Source organism: Marinobacter sp. F3R11, from assembly GCF_003318275.1.
In the GTDB taxonomy this organism is placed as follows: domain Bacteria; phylum Pseudomonadota; class Gammaproteobacteria; order Pseudomonadales; family Oleiphilaceae; genus Marinobacter.
Window position 1 is genome coordinate 73692 of record NZ_QOCH01000013.1, and the last position, 14895, is coordinate 88586.

Below are 14895 nucleotides of genomic sequence, written 5' to 3' on the forward strand. Positions count from 1 at the left end.
GTCAGACAACACTATAAAAATAAGGACAGACAAATGCCCGGTAAGGCGATCCTGGTCGGTTTGTTTACAGCCTCCGTTGTTGTCGGCACAGGATATCTGTTGTCAGACAATAATAACTTTAATTTTGACTGGAGCACGCGATCCGCAGAGCAGGATTACCCGGATAGACCATCCGGGTCAGGCTCTCATCCCGGGCCACTGCAGATAGCAGCCGGCATTCAGAAAAAACCTCCATCAGATAATCCGATTGGCTTCATGTTATCAACGGTAGCCGACCAATATAGCCAGTCAATTCGTTATCCTCCCTGGTCTGTACCTTTAACCAAAGCCCAGGCACAGGGGTACCTCGGAAATCACTATGAGCCAGTGGTATTGCCCCTGGAAAACGGAGGAGAGTTTACGGTAACCCTGGACAAATTCCGCTTCACCCGGGGTGAAGACATTCTTGTCGTTGCCTCATTGCAAGGGCCTCAGGTGATGGGCCATTCACTTCAGGCAACTCTTGAGAATACTGAGTCCAGGGAGCCTGCCGGAAGCAAGACACTGGAACAGGACGGCCAGACCGGTTACTACCAGGGCAGTCTGAGCAGCGATGAAGAGCCCGGAGAATACCGGCTTATTGTAGAAGCAAACATTGACGGAAAACCTGTCCGGCATGCATCAACCCTGACCATAGAACCTTATCTTGGTGACTTTGAAGGGCTGGAAGATACATACCTCAGTAACAACAACCTGATCATCCCGGTAAACTTTTCACCTCAGGCTTCGGGGTTCTATGCCTTATCTGCCCAGCTCTATTACGGGCAGCAACCAGTGGCACAACTTCAGGCGGAAAAACGCCTGGACAGAACATCAGATTCCATATCCCTGAAAGCTCACGGCACCCTCCTCGCTAATAGATCGTTCAAGGGCAAGTTCCAGCTGCGCAACTTGCAGATCCGCCAACTGCCGGCTTTGCCAGGAGACCGCACCCATTACGCCTATGGCCCGGATGACGGATACGAATTCGAACCGCCGGATCTTGATGACCTGAGTGATACTCCGGCGGTGAATCCCGAATCGGAACAACGTGCAGCTCTGCTGAAACAGCTGGCTGACAAGTTCTGAGGTACCACAATAATAACCAAGCAAAACGGAGCAATCATGACAACAATAAAAACCCGATATGCCTGTAAAGTTGCACTGGCGACAGCGCTTGCCAGCAGTATGATGGCCGGAACGGCCCAGGCACAGCTTGCCGGACACAATGTCATACTGGTTCACGGATTTCAGATGGAAGACCTCTCGTCGCCGCCCACCGATCTGCAGGCGATTAAAGACGCAGGTGAGGATTACTGGCAGACATTCTGGCTGTCCCGCTCAGAAGCCCGCATTGACTGGCCAAGCGACGGACGTATCGAAGGCACCATCGCACAAAGGGCTTACGAGCAAATCCGCGAAATAAGCCAACAAGGGCTGTGCAACGACTTCTGCATAGTAGTCTCCCACTCAACCGGTGACCTGGTTACACGCTACCTGTTGGACAACCAGGCTCGCTGGCTGCAGAACGAAGGTTTGCCTCCGCTGAAGATCCTGGCGTCCATCGACTATGCCGGAGCTGGGGGTGGTACAGAACTGGCCAACCTCGCCATGAGCCTTGCGTACAATCCTACCTGGTACAACTGGGCTCTTCGTGCCGCTGTACAGGTGTTCACAGGTATAGAGCCAGAGCCTGGCAAGATGGGAGTAGTAAATGACCTGCAAACCAACACCGCCAGAAACCTTGCATTGAGCCCGAACTCAATCCCGAGACTGCGCTTCGTAGCCGGAGGATCACCCTACGCGGGCATCACCAAACCATTTATATCCGGCACTGACGATGGCGTTGTACCCACGCATTCCGCGTGTGGGGCCACCTCAGCCCAGGGTATTGATTCCTGCTCCGGGAGTCTGAGTCTCGCTGGAAAAGTAACCAGCCAGGATGGCCCGTCTGGCCTTTACTACAACCATTACCCGATACTGATGAATGATGGCGTTACCCATGGCGGTGTATTGGGCACGGAAACTGGCAATATCTCAGTGCCAGTCGTGAACAACACAACCCTGAATGGCCTTCAGGTCGACTTTGCCAGCAGAAGTTACAGCCAGCGACCCTGGTGGAAGCTGTGGGGTTCCAAAGACAAATTCATCGAGGTTCCAGGTTCAGATCAGACCGACATGTCGTCACTGGTTTATTCTACCCTCAACAATTAACAACAGAAGACAAAGGCTTGCAGGGATTCTTAACGGCTCATGGACGAGCCGGCTTTCTTTTTTACTTCGCAAACTATACATTGTCGCGCTACACCACTTCCCTTACCCTAGCGCTGCCTAAACCATGTCCGACGCTCATAAATCAGATCTCCTTCTTGTTATCGTCACCCTGCTGGCAGCCATAAGCTGGATTTTCTCCAAAGAAGCTGTGTTGCTCATGCCACCGTTGCTATTTATGGGATTGCGGTTTCTGATCGCCGGCGGCCTTCTGGCTGTGTTTGCCTGGCGGCCTCTGATGCGCCTGACAGCAGATCAGCTCAAACGTGGCGTGGGTGTCGGGCTGGTGTTTGGCATTGCCATGTGTTTCTGGGTGATGGGCTTGTTTCACGGAACCAGCATGGGTGAAGGGGCATTTATCACCAGCCTTGGCGTGGTCATTGTGCCTGTAATCGCCCGCCTGGCATTCAAAGAAGCGCAGCCACTGAGCACCTGGCTTGCTATCCCCGTTGCCATTGCCGGACTGGCTCTGCTCTCCCTTCGTAATGGGTTTCAGCCAGAACCCGGCCAGATATTCTTTGTTGTGGCCGCCACCATCTTTGCGCTGTATTTCACCCTGAACACCCGAGCTGCAAATCAGCGTACGGTTATCAATCGCGAGGGTAAAACCATTGAAAAGCAGAGGGTTCCCGCGCTGCCGCTAACGGCTATCGCGCTGATTACTGTCGGGTTCGTAACCATGACTATATCGTCGATTCTGGAGCCCTGGAAGCCAACCTTCAGCACCCCCCCTCCACTACTCATCTGGTGGATTATTGCCAGCGCAACAATCGGCACCGCGGGGCGCTTTCTTGTACAAACCTATGCCCAAAGTCTGTCTGCCCACAGCCATGGCGCCGTTATTCTGGTTCTGGAACCCGTCTGGGTATCACTATTTGCCGCAGGATGGTTTGGTGAGACCATGTCACCAACGCAACTGGCCGGTTGCGGGCTAATCTTTGCGGCTCTCATAGTGAACCGCTGGAGCGCTCTGAGTAACGCACTTAAAGCGTCTCTGCGGAAAAGAAAAACCGGATAAAAGAGGTTGACCCAAAACCCCGGAGTCAGTATATTTCGTCCCCGTTGCAGGACACAGGACCATAGCTCAGTTGGTTAGAGCGCTACCTTGACATGGTAGAGGTCCCCAGTTCGAATCTGGGTGGTCCTACCAATTCTGCAAAAAAGTCAGTCGCTTGCGCAAGCCGTAGGAACTGGCTTTTTTTTATGCCCGCATTTCGTCTCCACAATACCCTGCACACCTTTTGCTCAGACAATTCAAGCTCTTTACTGTGTCTTTACAGTATTTCAGTGTAATCCTGATTGCATCTGTGAAATCATTACACTGGTAGTACCACATTGTTTTTATAAATGAGAGAGGAAGACCATGCGTAAATCAGGATTTTTTGCGGCCTTGGCATTGAGCGCAGCCATAGCTACACCTGTTATGGCTCAAATGGATGTGGAAGACCAGATTAAAACCCGTCAGAGCGCGTTTACGTTCGCCGGCTGGAACATGGGCAAAATCAAGGCTCAGGCCATTGATGGAGAAGTTGCTTACAACGAGAAGCAGATACTGGCAGCAGCCAACTCCATTGCGGCTGTCGCAAATTCCGGGCTGGGCAGCCTCTTCGGCCCGGGTACAGGCATGGACAAAAATGACAACACCAAGCTCAAGCCGGAGTTTTTTGAACAACCGGATAAAGCCCGTGAAGTAGCTATCGGATTTGCCCAGGCTGCAACCAAGCTTCAGCAAGTCGCTGCCAACGGCGGTGATAAAGCAGCTATCGCAGCCCAGTTCAGTGAAGTTGGCAAATCCTGTAAGGCCTGCCACGACGCATTCCGCGCCAAGTAAGCCCTACAGGCATAACCTTCCTTCCGCTGTTTACCAACCCAAATCGGTTGGCGGCGGCGGAGGGGGGGGAAGAAGCCCTCCGCTGGCGACCCAGACTGCAAATCCTGCTATCGCCAGTGCGATAATAAAAGCCACCAGGCCACCACCCTTGCGGTCTTTATCCGGAGCTTCTTCTACAAGTTTGCGCCCGGTAATCATCGGGGCGATCAGGTTATCCTTCTTTATCAGCGTGTAAAAAAACACGCTGGCGATATGCAGGCCAATCAGGCCGTAGATAAACCATTCTGTCAGTTTATGCCAGGAAGTAATCGTATCGTTCCACCCGGAGGATACCGCGCTGTAGAGCGGTCCATTGAATGCAATGGCATCTGTCGCAAACAAACCAGTAACCGCCTGAAAACCCATTAATCCGAGCAGAGCAAGTACTGACAACGCTCCCAGTGGGTTGTGCCCCAAACCTTTCCACTCACCCCTCAGGTAGGCAGCGATGGCCGAGGGCCGCGGAATAAATTGTATAAAGCGTGAGTAGGTTGAACCAATGATTCCCCAAACCAACCGAAAGCTGATGAGCCCCACGATGGCAAGGCCGCAGCGCTCATGCCACAGCATCCAGGTACCACCGAGATTTACCGTTACCAGCGAACCTGTAACTGTGACTACCAGCAACCAGTGAAACAACCGTGTAGGCAGATCCCACAGGGAAATCGAATTCATTTTCAGTTCCTTATAAGGCTGTCATACATACGTGCAGATTAACCGAACGACCCTGGTTTTGCTTTATACTGCCCACCGGAGTTCATCTACCAAATTAAAGGCTTATTCAATGCGAATGGTTATCCGATTTTTCTTCCGGACATTGCGTCTGATTCTGACACCCTTTGTGTTATTGAGCGAAAAGCTTGGTAACGGCAGGCCTCTGGAACGCAGCCCTGCGGAGCAACAGGAAGCTGATGCCGCCTGCGAACAACTGGTATTGTACCAGTTTAAAACCTGCCCATTCTGCGTCAAGGTACGAAAGCAGATAGCGCGGCTTAATCTGAAGATTGAAAAGCGGGACGCCCAGCACAATGAAACCCACCGGGCCGAACTCGAACAAGGCGGAGGTCAGGTAAAAGTGCCTTGCCTTCGAATCAGCAACCCCGACGGCAGTGAAACCTGGATGTACGAATCCAGTGATATCAACGCCTGGCTGGAACAGCGCTTCGGGAAAGCTGCCTGAACCAGTAGTTCACAGATGCAGGGTCTCCCTGATGGACTAACACAGGTTCAAACAGGGGCACTGCGCCAGCCTGCTGTAACTCTGCGGCAACTTGCAGGCCAAAACCGCAGAAGTTGCTATAACTGCGATCCCCCAAGGCTAAAACCGCATAGGAGCAGGAGGCGAAATTCCGGAGAAAGCTGCCTCCCTCCTCTTGCCAGGCATCACCCGTTCTCGGTGCATCGCCGTTGCCTGTAGTGCTGGCAATAACCAGCAAACCTTTGGATGGCCGCGGGCTTGAAACCAGCCGATTAAGCTCAACCAGAGATGCGCGCAGCCCGTTTTCCCGAATGGTTTTGCAGGTCTGCCTGGCTATTTGCCGGGCTGTGCCGGTTTCGGTGGCGTAAGCAACCAGGTAGTCCACCCCTGCTCCGCTCTCACCTTCAGCTTCCCCGAGACAAGCTTTGTTGTACCGGAGAAGGATCAGGGCGTAAGCCGCTATCGCAGCAGTTGCTACGATTTTTCGTTCCAGCGCAAGCCCTTCCTGAAACAGCACCCAGAGAACCCCGCAAAACAAAGCTGCAACAGCCGGCTTCACCCACCAGTTCAAAGCGGCAACACCTCAAGCGTGGCGCTGTAACTCATCCGTCTTTTGGCATTGTCGAGACGCTTACCTGGTTGCTCCAATTCGGTCTCCAGCCAATACATCCCTGGCTGCTCCCATTCAACAAAAATGCTGCCCTGAGCATCAGTCTTGAGCTGCATTTCATCAACCTGGTCCCGATATCGGATACCATCCCGAATCAGTACAACATCCAGATCTGCCGCAGGCTTGCCATCCACAAAGAAGCGGAACTCTGAGGTTTCACCGGCAAACAGGTCATTAGGGTGGGTAACTGGAACCATTTCCAGACCAACACCTTGAGCTTCAAAGGTTTCATAGGTCGGCGCGCCTTTGGTGACAAACACCTGCATGAGGTTATCCATCTCGAACAGGCGCAGGCCTTCGGCATCTTCAGGGATATCCTTGACTTCATCTACACTGCCACGCCACCTGACCGGCTTGTCATTCAGCTTATACATACCAGCAAGGCCGGAGCGTCGGATTTCGAACGTATAGGTCCCATCGTTTGTGAGCTCCGCGTCAAATACCGAACGGTATTTCCCGGTAGCCCTGTTCAGTGCCTCCACCGGCTCCCCCCGGGGACCGATTATTTCCAACTGGTCCAGGTTTAAAGGATGGTGCTCAAAATAGAAGAGGCTGTTTGAAACGGCTCCATCCATCGTTACCCAGGCGGTATCACCGGCAAGAACAGTTGCTGAAGGCAACATCCAGGCTCTGTGAGCATGAGCCTGAGATACCGCACCGATACCAGCGGCCAGCAAGGCCGCTGCGATTAACTTCTTCATAGTAATGAACCTCTTTCCGGGATGTTCAGGGTTTGACTACGAGTTGTATGCGGCCAAGCTCATTGCTGCCCTGCTTCACAATTTCCTGTCGTTCTTGAGGTGGCCACTGGAAGGGTAATCTCAATAGTTCCCTGCCACCCACTTCTCTCGCGGCTTCTACTACCAACCGATAGTCACCCCCCGGCAGATCTTTGATAACCGGGGAATTACTGCTGAATTCCAGCTTATGGGTGCCAACAGGTCGGGTTGCTGCACTGAACCCATCAACAGGGAATTCCAGTTGTCGCCCACTTCTTCGCCACCAGAGCCGAAGGTCCTTCAGCCATTTCTGGCCCTCGTCATCGCGCATGTCGTGGTCATACCAGAGTGACAGATTCTGCTGATGCTGCCCTTTGGTGTCTTCAACCCATATTGCAACGTAGGGGTGGTGGTATTCCGCTACGTTCAGGGCCGGAATCTCTACCTCGAGTTCCAACTCTGCTGCCCCCGCGCATGCCGAACCCAACAACAGGGCCAGCAAGGTGGTTTTGCCGGTTAACCTCATAAACTCTCCTTAGTGAACAAACAGTGCGACGAGCAAAACCGGAATCAGTATTCCGGCCCCCACAACCGGCCATACCGCTGGTCTCTCCCGGGAATGAATCCACAGAACACCAAACCCGGTTACGCAGAAAACCACACAAACCAACGCAAAAATATCAATGAACCAGACCCACGCATCTCCGGTATTCCGGCCTTTATGCAAATCATTCAGCCAGGCTATCCAGCCTCTGTCGGTGGTCTCGTAGACAAGCTCACCGGTTTCCAGATCTGCGCTCAACCAGGCATCGCCGCCCGGCCTGGGCTGCGATATATAGAGCTCATATTCCGACCACTCCGGAAGACCGCCCGTTAATGACACTCCATGTTCAGAAGCGAGCCACTCATTCAACTCAACCGGGATGTCCTCACTCTGCCTGTTATCCGAAGCACTGAGTTGATGCACCAGCTCTTCTGGCAAGGTGTCCTCGATAACAACAACATCGGGCGCGGCACTTATCTGGCCGGCGTGATTCAGAGTAATTCCGGTAATGGCGAATAACAGCATTCCAGACACGGCCAACGCTGAGCTTATCCAGTGCCAGCGCAAACAGAGTTTCAGCCAGCGGCTACGGCTCTTCCCGAAGCTTTCATCGCTGTTCGTTATTCTCCTGCTTGCTGTGTCTGTCATATACCGCTGAGGCTCCATGGCTCATTGCAGACTGCCACTATGCTTACAAGCAAGGCACTCTGATCGAAAACAAGCGGGAGATTATGTCATTTGTTAAACGCTTACAATTCCCATTTACAGATATTTTACAATACCAACCGTAAATGCTTATTGTTAGCGGGAAATCTTGACGTGCAGCGAACTGAGCCGGGGGGGGAATGCAGAAGAAGCTAAACTATAAGGGCACCAGAAATGGCGCCCCGGTTTATTCTGGTGAGATCAGACCTGGTAAAACTTACGATACCAGTCGACGAAGTTGGCTATCCCCTCCTCCACGGAGGTTTTTGGCGTATAGCCTACGTCGCGAATGAGATCATCTATGTTTGCGTATGTAGCGGGCACGTCACCTGGCTGCATTGGCAGCAGGTTTTTCCGGGCCTTCTTACCTGTCTGTTTTTCAATAATTTCAATAAAGCGCGACAACTCCACCGGGTTGTTACTTCCAATATTGTAGATGCGGTAAGGGGCTTTACTGGTACCCGGATCCGGCGCCGCTCCACTCCAGTCCTTGTTTGGCACGGCCACCTGATCCAGTGTCCGCACTACGCCTTCCACAATATCGTCTATGTAGGTGAAGTCCCGTTTGTGGCTGCCGTGATTGAAAACATCAATGGGCTCACCAGCCAGAATCTTTTTGGTAAAGATAAACAACGCCATATCCGGGCGACCCCAAGGGCCATATACCGTAAAAAACCGAAGCCCGGTTGTGGGCAAACCGTACAAATGGCTATAGGTATGGGCCATCAGTTCATTGGCTTTTTTTGATGCTGCATACAGGCTAAGAGGGTGGTCCACATTATCGTGAACGGAAAATGGCATGGCTTCATTGGCGCCATATACAGAACTGCTGGAGGCATAAACCAGGTGCTTCACATCGTTATGGCGGCATCCCTCCAGAATATTCATAAAGCCGACAAGGTTGGCATCTACGTATGCGTCAGGGTTTTCCAGGGAATATCGTACACCTGCCTGGGCGGCAAGGTGTACGACTCGTTCAGGGCGATATTCTGAGAATATATCCGCCATCACCTCACGGTCTGCGATGTCCTCACGCACTTCGACAAAGCCAGGGTTACCGGTGAGACGCGCCAGCCGGGCTTCCTTGAGACTGACATCGTAATAGTCGTTAAGGTTATCAACGCCTATGACCTCGTCTCCCCGCTCAAGCAACCGATGCGCCAGTTGCGCACCGATAAACCCGGCAGTGCCCGTTACCAGAATCCTCAAATTTCTTACTCCCTTAATTAGCTGCTTAGAAAGACAGGCCCGCGCTGATAAAGGGCCCGTCGATTTTCACATCAAAAACATCACTACCATCTTCATAATCAACAGCAACCTGACGATAGCCTGCCCGCAGCTGAAGCAATGAAATGCTGTACTGGCCATAGACATTGAAATCACGCATGGAGTCGCCATCGAAGCTGATAAAATTACCTTCTGCCCCGAGAGCTGCCCCGGTCAAAGGCAAGTCAAAACGGGCGGCAACATAACCCATAGGCACGACAGCATCGGCTTCTGTACGGCTTGACTGGATCGCATTATGCACCTGCAGTTCACCTGAAAAATCCCGGACTGTGAGGCCCAGGTCCAGATTCACCCAGTTATCAAGAATTTCGTAGTACAGCGTTAAATCCAGCTGTTCCAGATCCAGTTCAGAGCGGACATTACCTGCACTGACGCCATCAAATGAACTGCTTAGAGTTCCGTTACCGCTTTGCTGAACCAGCGTGTAGGCCAAACGCACATTTGGCAGCAGGGGCACCGGGTGTTCGATATAAACGCTGGCGTTGGCGTTACCATCATCTTTCAGCCGCAACTCGTCATTCACGTCAACAGAGCTACTGCCAGATGTGACATCTCCGGACAAATCCGAATCCCAGTAGCTAACGCTGGCACCCAGGCCAACCACATCGGCTTGTACCAGGGGGGCCGCCAGAACAAGAGAACTCCCTGCCGCAAGAATCAATTTACGCATAGTGCACCTGTGTTGTTTTAATCTGTTTGGATCTATCGTTGACCATCAGTCGAATTGGATACCAAGACGGCGACCCACTTCTTCATAAGTTTCGATAACGTCGCCCAGCCCTTGGCGGAAGCGATCCTTGTCCATTTTCTTACGGGTCTCCTTATCCCATATACGGCAGCCGTCAGGGCTGAATTCATCGCCCAGAACAATTTCCGCGCCGCTGCGGCCAAACTCCAGTTTGTAGTCCACCAGCAACATGCCCGCATCATCAAACAGAGTTTTAAGTACATCATTTACTTTGTAGGTAAGCTCTTTCATGCGGGCCAGCTCGGCTTCACTTGCCCAGTTAAAGCTGATCGCCAGAGATTCGTTAACCATTGGATCGTGCAGAGCATCATTTTTGAGAAACAGCTCATAGGTGGGTGGATTAAGCTCCAGCCCTTCTTCCACGCCAAGGCGGCGACAAAGACTACCTGCAGAAATATTTCGCACTACACATTCCACCGGAATCATATCCAGCTTTTTTACCAGCGATTCGGTAGCAGACAGCAGGCCCTCATGATGTGTCGGCACACCAGCAGCTTCCAACTTCTCCATGATGAATGCATTAAAACGGTTATTCACCATTCCTTTTCGATTGAGCTGCTCTTTCTTTTCGCCGTCAAACGCCGAGGTATCGTCCCGGAAGACCAGGACAAAGCGCTCAGGATCATCAGTACTGAACACGGATTTGGCTTTGCCTGCGTAGAGTTCTTCGCGTTTTTCCATTAGTAAGTCTCCGAAACGGAGGCCCGCATCGCAGGCACCCCTTCTGAATCAGTATAGGTAATCGAAAAGTTGTTTCAGCAGATCCTCAGAACCCCGGTCACCGCTATAATTTTCAACCACTTCTGCAGTCACGTGCACCTGACCATCCTGTTCTGCAAGATTGACAGTGTGGGTGTGGCGAGGCTTTTCTTTATCACTGAACCAACTGAACCAGCCCGGGTCGCGCTCATCGGCGGTTCGGAAATCAACAAAAAACCAGCCTTCACTGCGGTTAAGATCAACGATAGCGATATCCGATTCGACAAGTGCACGATTAACCTCGGCCCAGGAACGGCCGTAGTCGAGATCCATTTCTATGGCTTTCGCAATGTCATTTTCAGACACCAGCTTCACAAGAGGTCTGGCCGCCATCCCCGATGCCGCCCGGGAGAACGATTTACTTTCTTCACGTGCCTTCAGGAAGGACCCGAGATCTGCGAGCAGGCGTTTCTGCAATTCCAGATCGCCTGTTGATGAGTCATTGGCGCCAGACCAGGGAATAAGTCCCGTGGGCCAAACGCCAGTGTCGTCGGAACCGTCTTCTGCCCTATTACCTTCTGAGGTGAGCTTGCGCACCTGAATTTCAGTCGTTTTCCGGCGTACACCGGGCGCTATACGCACCTGCAGTAGTGCTTTAGCTTCTGAGCCGTTAACTGCTGCGGGCTCATTCGACAGTTCCAGAAGTTCACGGGCGCGCATGCTGAAGTTTGCAACTTCGCTTTGCAGCAGGCCCAGTTGCGGATTGTCATAGGCGACACCCAGACCCCGTTCATTCATGTAGGCGGTTGCCGCTGGCCAGATGCGACCAGGCACGTCATTAACTAACAGCCAGGTTCTGCCATCCAGCTCTTCGACCACGTAGTTTTCCTCGAGAATTTCCGAGGTCATATCGGGAGGCCGGGGGATGTCGGACGACTGAATCTTGCCCGCATCTGCCGCATCTATCTTGCGAATGGGCATAATCTGGGTGAAATTGGAAGAATCTGCCGTTTCCGGCAGAATCAGCTCATCACCTTCCGTTGCATTTACATAACGTCCAGAACGATCTTCCACCAGGCTACAACCAGACGTAGCGACGGCCAGTAATAGCCCGGATGCAACCGCTATGGACCGGAATGCGTCGAATTTACGAATTCCTGAAAGAACCGGCATCGGCCTACTCTCTGTGTGTGACTGTTTCTGGGTGGGTAGCTGCAAACTCAGAGCACACCCGAAGCTTTCATTGCTTCTTCAAGTTCGGCATGGAATTTTTCGCTGAACGGTGTCAGCGGCAGCCGGATACCTTCCCCGATCATACCCATGCGATAAAGTGCCCACTTCACCGGAATGGGGTTTGCTTCGAGGAACAATTTACGGTTCAACGGCATCAGAAGTTCGTTCAGACGCCCGGTTTCTTCCCGGTTGCCCGCCATGGCCGCTGCGCACAGTTCAGACATCGCTTTGGGAGCCACATTTGCGGTAACAGAAACGTTACCCTGGCCACCTGCAAGAATCAGCTCGGCCGCAGTAGCATCATCACCGGAGTAGACCGCCAGTCGCCCGTCCAGGGCTTCTATCAGCTCAATTCCCCGTGGGATATTCCCGGTAGCATCCTTGATAGCGACAATATTCGGAACGTCGGCAAGTCGAAGCACGGTTTCGTTCAGCATATCGCAGGATGTACGCCCTGGTACGTTATAGAGCATCTGCTTTATGCCCGGCACCGCTTCTGCGATCGCCTTGAAGTGCTGATACAGGCCTTCCTGAGTCGGCTTGTTATAATATGGAACAACCAGCAAACAGGCATCCGCACCAAGCTTGCAGGCTTCGGTGGTCAGCTCAATAGCTTCCCGTGTACTGTTGCCTCCGGTACCTGCAATAACAGGGATGCGTCCGTTCACACGCTTGATAATGTGACCAATCGCCCGGCAGTGCTCTTTCTGATCAAGTGTTGCAGATTCACCGGTGGTACCCACAGCAACGATACCGTCCGTACCGTTCTCCAGATGAAAATCCACCAACTTATCCAGATCCTCCCAGTGAATGTCACCATTAGGATGCATGGGTGTGACCAGTGCGACAAGGCTACCCGTAATCATAAATGCTCCGTCCGAATAAAACGGTTATGGTAATGTTGGGCACGTACTGACACAAGGGAATTAAAGGAGAAGTCATGTCATCGGTTGAACTAAACAAACCAGTACCAGACTTTGAAGCGGCCGCCACAGGCGACCAGACCATTCGCCTGGCAGATTTACGCGGCAAAAATGTCGTGATTTATTTCTACCCGAAAGACAATACACCGGGCTGCACAACGGAAGGACAAGACTTCCGGGACCAGATGAAAGCCTTCGCGGAACTGGACACAGAGATTTTCGGAGTTTCACGCGACGGACTGAAAGCACACGAAAATTTCCGGGCAAAGTTCGAATTCCCGTTTCATCTTATTTCCGATAAAGATGAAACTTTGTGCAAACTGTTTGATGTTATCAAACTCAAGAAGCTATACGGCAAAGAATACATGGGCATTGATCGCAGCACTTTCCTGATTGACCAGGATGGTGTGCTGCGCAAAGAGTGGCGAGGAGTGAAAGTACCGGGCCACGTGGACGAAGTCCTCGCAGCCGTCAAAGAGCTCGTATAAACGACCCGGCTAACTCTGATCTGGTCCGGTTGAGGAGTATGGCTCCTTCACCGGCCAGGCAGAAAAGACAGCTTTCAGCATGGTTGCCAGGGGGATGGCAAAGAAAACACCCCACAGCCCCCAGATCCCGCCAAAAAACAGCACCGAAATAATGATGACAACCGGGTGAAGGTTGTTCACTTCCGAAAACAGCACAGGAACCAGCACATTGCCGTCCAGGGCCTGAATAATCCCGTAGATAACCATTACCCAGATAAAATGAGTACCCCAGCCGAAAGCGAACAGCGCAATCACTGCAACAGGAATGGTTACAACAGCAGCTCCGATATAAGGGATAACAACACTCAGGCCCACCAATAGCGACAAGAGTGCCGCATAGGGTACGCCGAGAAGTTTGAATGAAACGTAGGTTGCGCTGCCAACGATCAGAATTTCAAGGGCTTTTCCCCGTACATAATTGGCACATTGAAGATTCACTTCGTGCCAGATCTGCAACATCATCGGGCGCTGGGGTGGAAGTAACCGTGAAATTGAACCAAGCAGTACCGCGCGATCTTTCAGGAAGAAAAATACCAGAATGGGCACAAGGACCATATAGATCAGCAGAGCCACCAGATCAGGAATACTCGATAACGAGAAAGAAACCAGCCACTGGGTCATATGCCCTACTTCGGTGTTCACCTGCTGGTAAAGACTGCTTACCGCCTCTGCAGAGATTATGTGTGGATACTCTTCAGGGAGCAACTCCAGATAGGACTGTAGCTCACCGATGATTCGGGGTGCCTCACGAGCCAGAGTACTGAGCTGAGTCCATACAAGCGGAAGAAGCCCGAAAATAAAGCCTACCAACACGCCGAGAAATACAAGGAAGACGCTCAGTATTGCGATTCCTTCCGGAACGCCGAGCGTGTTCAGCCGGGTTACAAGCCCCTGCAAAATGAACGCTACTATGAGTGAGCCGATTACGGGTGCAAGCATTGCACCGAACCAGATAATAAAAACTGTACCTGCCACCAGAATCAGGAAAAGAATGACAGCTTCTTCATCTGAAAAGTATTTATGCGCAAGACCGCGTAAAATTCTGAACATCAAAAACTCCGGAGAATCAACCGCCGCACTCTATCACAAACTTGTAATGGCCATCATTTTCCGAGGAGTTCACCAGACGGTGGCGGGACAACTCCAGAAAGGCCGGGATATCGCGGGCAGAGCCCGCATCGGTAGCGATTACCTCAAGCTTCTCACCGGGAGCCATGCCGTTGAGCTCCAGCTTTGTTTTCAGCAGGGGCATAGGACAACGAAGCCCGGAAGCATCCAGTGTACGATCAGTCATAAAGAAGCTGCACCATAACAAGACATGTAAGTCGCAAGCCGGCATTATGCCTCCAGTGATACTGTATTGCATCACAATACCGGTTATTGGTCAGGGTCTGGTTGTTTCAGGGAATTTCACCAGCAATATGTTGTCATAGCGGTAGCTTGAACCAGGAGCATATAGCATTACATGAATAACCTTCTTACA

At 52.0% G+C, this 14895-nt stretch carries 18 protein-coding genes and 1 tRNA gene; 7 read left to right on the forward strand and 12 right to left on the reverse strand.

Annotated elements, in window-relative coordinates:
• Nucleotides 1-33: 33 nt before the first annotated feature.
• The 5 genes from DS878_RS05270 to DS878_RS05290 all read left to right on the forward strand — a co-directional run bounded on the left by DS878_RS05270 (nucleotide 34) and on the right by DS878_RS05290 (nucleotide 4120).
• Nucleotides 34-1107, forward strand: a complete 1074-nt coding sequence (locus DS878_RS05270; RefSeq protein WP_113814939.1) for a hypothetical protein — start codon at nucleotides 34-36, stop codon at nucleotides 1105-1107.
• A gap of 36 nt (nucleotides 1108-1143) precedes the next feature.
• Complete coding sequence (locus DS878_RS05275; protein WP_113814940.1) at nucleotides 1144-2232, forward strand: hypothetical protein; 1089 nt, start codon at nucleotides 1144-1146, stop codon at nucleotides 2230-2232.
• A 124-nt stretch (nucleotides 2233-2356) separates the two neighbouring features.
• Nucleotides 2357-3307: a DMT family transporter gene (locus DS878_RS05280; RefSeq protein ID WP_113814941.1), complete on the forward strand. Its 951-nt coding sequence runs from the start codon at nucleotides 2357-2359 to the stop codon at nucleotides 3305-3307.
• 55 nt (nucleotides 3308-3362) lie between these two features.
• Nucleotides 3363-3439, forward strand: a tRNA-Val gene (locus tag DS878_RS05285).
• A 213-nt stretch (nucleotides 3440-3652) separates the two neighbouring features.
• The gene (locus tag DS878_RS05290) at nucleotides 3653-4120 is read left to right on the forward strand and encodes a c-type cytochrome (RefSeq protein WP_113814942.1); all 468 of its coding nucleotides are present in this window, start codon (nucleotides 3653-3655) and stop codon (nucleotides 4118-4120) included.
• A gap of 30 nt (nucleotides 4121-4150) precedes the next feature.
• Here the strand turns inward: DS878_RS05290 and DS878_RS05295 are convergent, their stop codons facing one another.
• Nucleotides 4151-4834, reverse strand: coding sequence for a cytochrome b/b6 domain-containing protein (locus DS878_RS05295; RefSeq protein WP_113814943.1), 684 nt, complete (start codon nucleotides 4832-4834; stop codon nucleotides 4151-4153).
• Between the two features lie 109 nt (nucleotides 4835-4943).
• Between DS878_RS05295 and DS878_RS05300 the strand changes: the two genes are divergently transcribed.
• A complete protein-coding gene (locus DS878_RS05300; RefSeq protein WP_113814944.1) occupies nucleotides 4944-5339 on the forward strand; it encodes a glutaredoxin family protein in 396 nt (131 codons plus the stop codon).
• Here DS878_RS05300 and DS878_RS05305 read toward each other — a convergent pair.
• The 9 genes from DS878_RS05305 to dapA form a co-directional block, all read right to left on the reverse strand.
• Entirely contained in the window at nucleotides 5299-5928 is a 630-nt protein-coding gene (locus DS878_RS05305) for a flavodoxin domain-containing protein (RefSeq protein WP_113814945.1), read from the reverse strand. The two genes, DS878_RS05300 and DS878_RS05305, sit on opposite strands and share 41 nt — an antisense overlap.
• Complete coding sequence (locus tag DS878_RS05310; protein WP_113814946.1) at nucleotides 5925-6728, reverse strand: DUF4198 domain-containing protein; 804 nt, start codon at nucleotides 6726-6728, stop codon at nucleotides 5925-5927. The genes DS878_RS05305 and DS878_RS05310 overlap by 4 nt, the downstream gene beginning before the upstream one ends.
• A 25-nt stretch (nucleotides 6729-6753) precedes the next feature.
• Nucleotides 6754-7272 carry a DUF2271 domain-containing protein gene (locus tag DS878_RS15600; RefSeq protein WP_113814947.1) on the reverse strand — a complete coding sequence of 173 codons (519 nt, stop codon included), beginning with the start codon at nucleotides 7270-7272 and terminating at the stop codon, nucleotides 6754-6756.
• Nucleotides 7273-7281: 9 nt separating this feature from the next.
• A complete protein-coding gene (locus DS878_RS15605; RefSeq protein WP_113814948.1) occupies nucleotides 7282-7938 on the reverse strand; it encodes a PepSY-associated TM helix domain-containing protein in 657 nt (218 codons plus the stop codon).
• 258 nt (nucleotides 7939-8196) lie between these two features.
• Nucleotides 8197-9204 (reverse strand): NAD-dependent epimerase, encoded by a 1008-nt coding sequence (locus DS878_RS05325; protein WP_113814949.1) that lies wholly within the window; start codon nucleotides 9202-9204, stop codon nucleotides 8197-8199.
• Between the two features lie 25 nt (nucleotides 9205-9229).
• Nucleotides 9230-9952, reverse strand: a complete 723-nt coding sequence (locus tag DS878_RS05330) for a TIGR04219 family outer membrane beta-barrel protein (RefSeq protein ID WP_113814950.1) — start codon at nucleotides 9950-9952, stop codon at nucleotides 9230-9232.
• Nucleotides 9953-9997: 45 nt separating this feature from the next.
• The gene (gene purC / locus DS878_RS05335; RefSeq protein WP_113814951.1) at nucleotides 9998-10711 is read right to left on the reverse strand and encodes a phosphoribosylaminoimidazolesuccinocarboxamide synthase; all 714 of its coding nucleotides are present in this window, start codon (nucleotides 10709-10711) and stop codon (nucleotides 9998-10000) included.
• Nucleotides 10712-10759: 48 nt separating this feature from the next.
• Entirely contained in the window at nucleotides 10760-11902 is a 1143-nt protein-coding gene (bamC, locus tag DS878_RS05340) for an outer membrane protein assembly factor BamC (protein ID WP_113814952.1), read from the reverse strand.
• 47 nt (nucleotides 11903-11949) lie between these two features.
• Nucleotides 11950-12828, reverse strand: coding sequence for a 4-hydroxy-tetrahydrodipicolinate synthase (dapA, locus tag DS878_RS05345; protein ID WP_113814953.1), 879 nt, complete (start codon nucleotides 12826-12828; stop codon nucleotides 11950-11952).
• 74 nt (nucleotides 12829-12902) lie between these two features.
• Between dapA and DS878_RS05350 the strand changes: the two genes are divergently transcribed.
• Entirely contained in the window at nucleotides 12903-13373 is a 471-nt protein-coding gene (locus tag DS878_RS05350) for a peroxiredoxin (RefSeq protein ID WP_113814954.1), read from the forward strand.
• 9 nt (nucleotides 13374-13382) lie between these two features.
• Here DS878_RS05350 and DS878_RS05355 read toward each other — a convergent pair whose 3' ends face one another.
• A complete protein-coding gene (locus DS878_RS05355; RefSeq protein ID WP_113814955.1) occupies nucleotides 13383-14462 on the reverse strand; it encodes an AI-2E family transporter in 1080 nt (359 codons plus the stop codon).
• Between the two features lie 16 nt (nucleotides 14463-14478).
• Nucleotides 14479-14706 (reverse strand): sulfurtransferase TusA family protein, encoded by a 228-nt coding sequence (locus tag DS878_RS05360; RefSeq protein ID WP_113814956.1) that lies wholly within the window; start codon nucleotides 14704-14706, stop codon nucleotides 14479-14481.
• Nucleotides 14707-14895 lie beyond the last annotated feature (189 nt).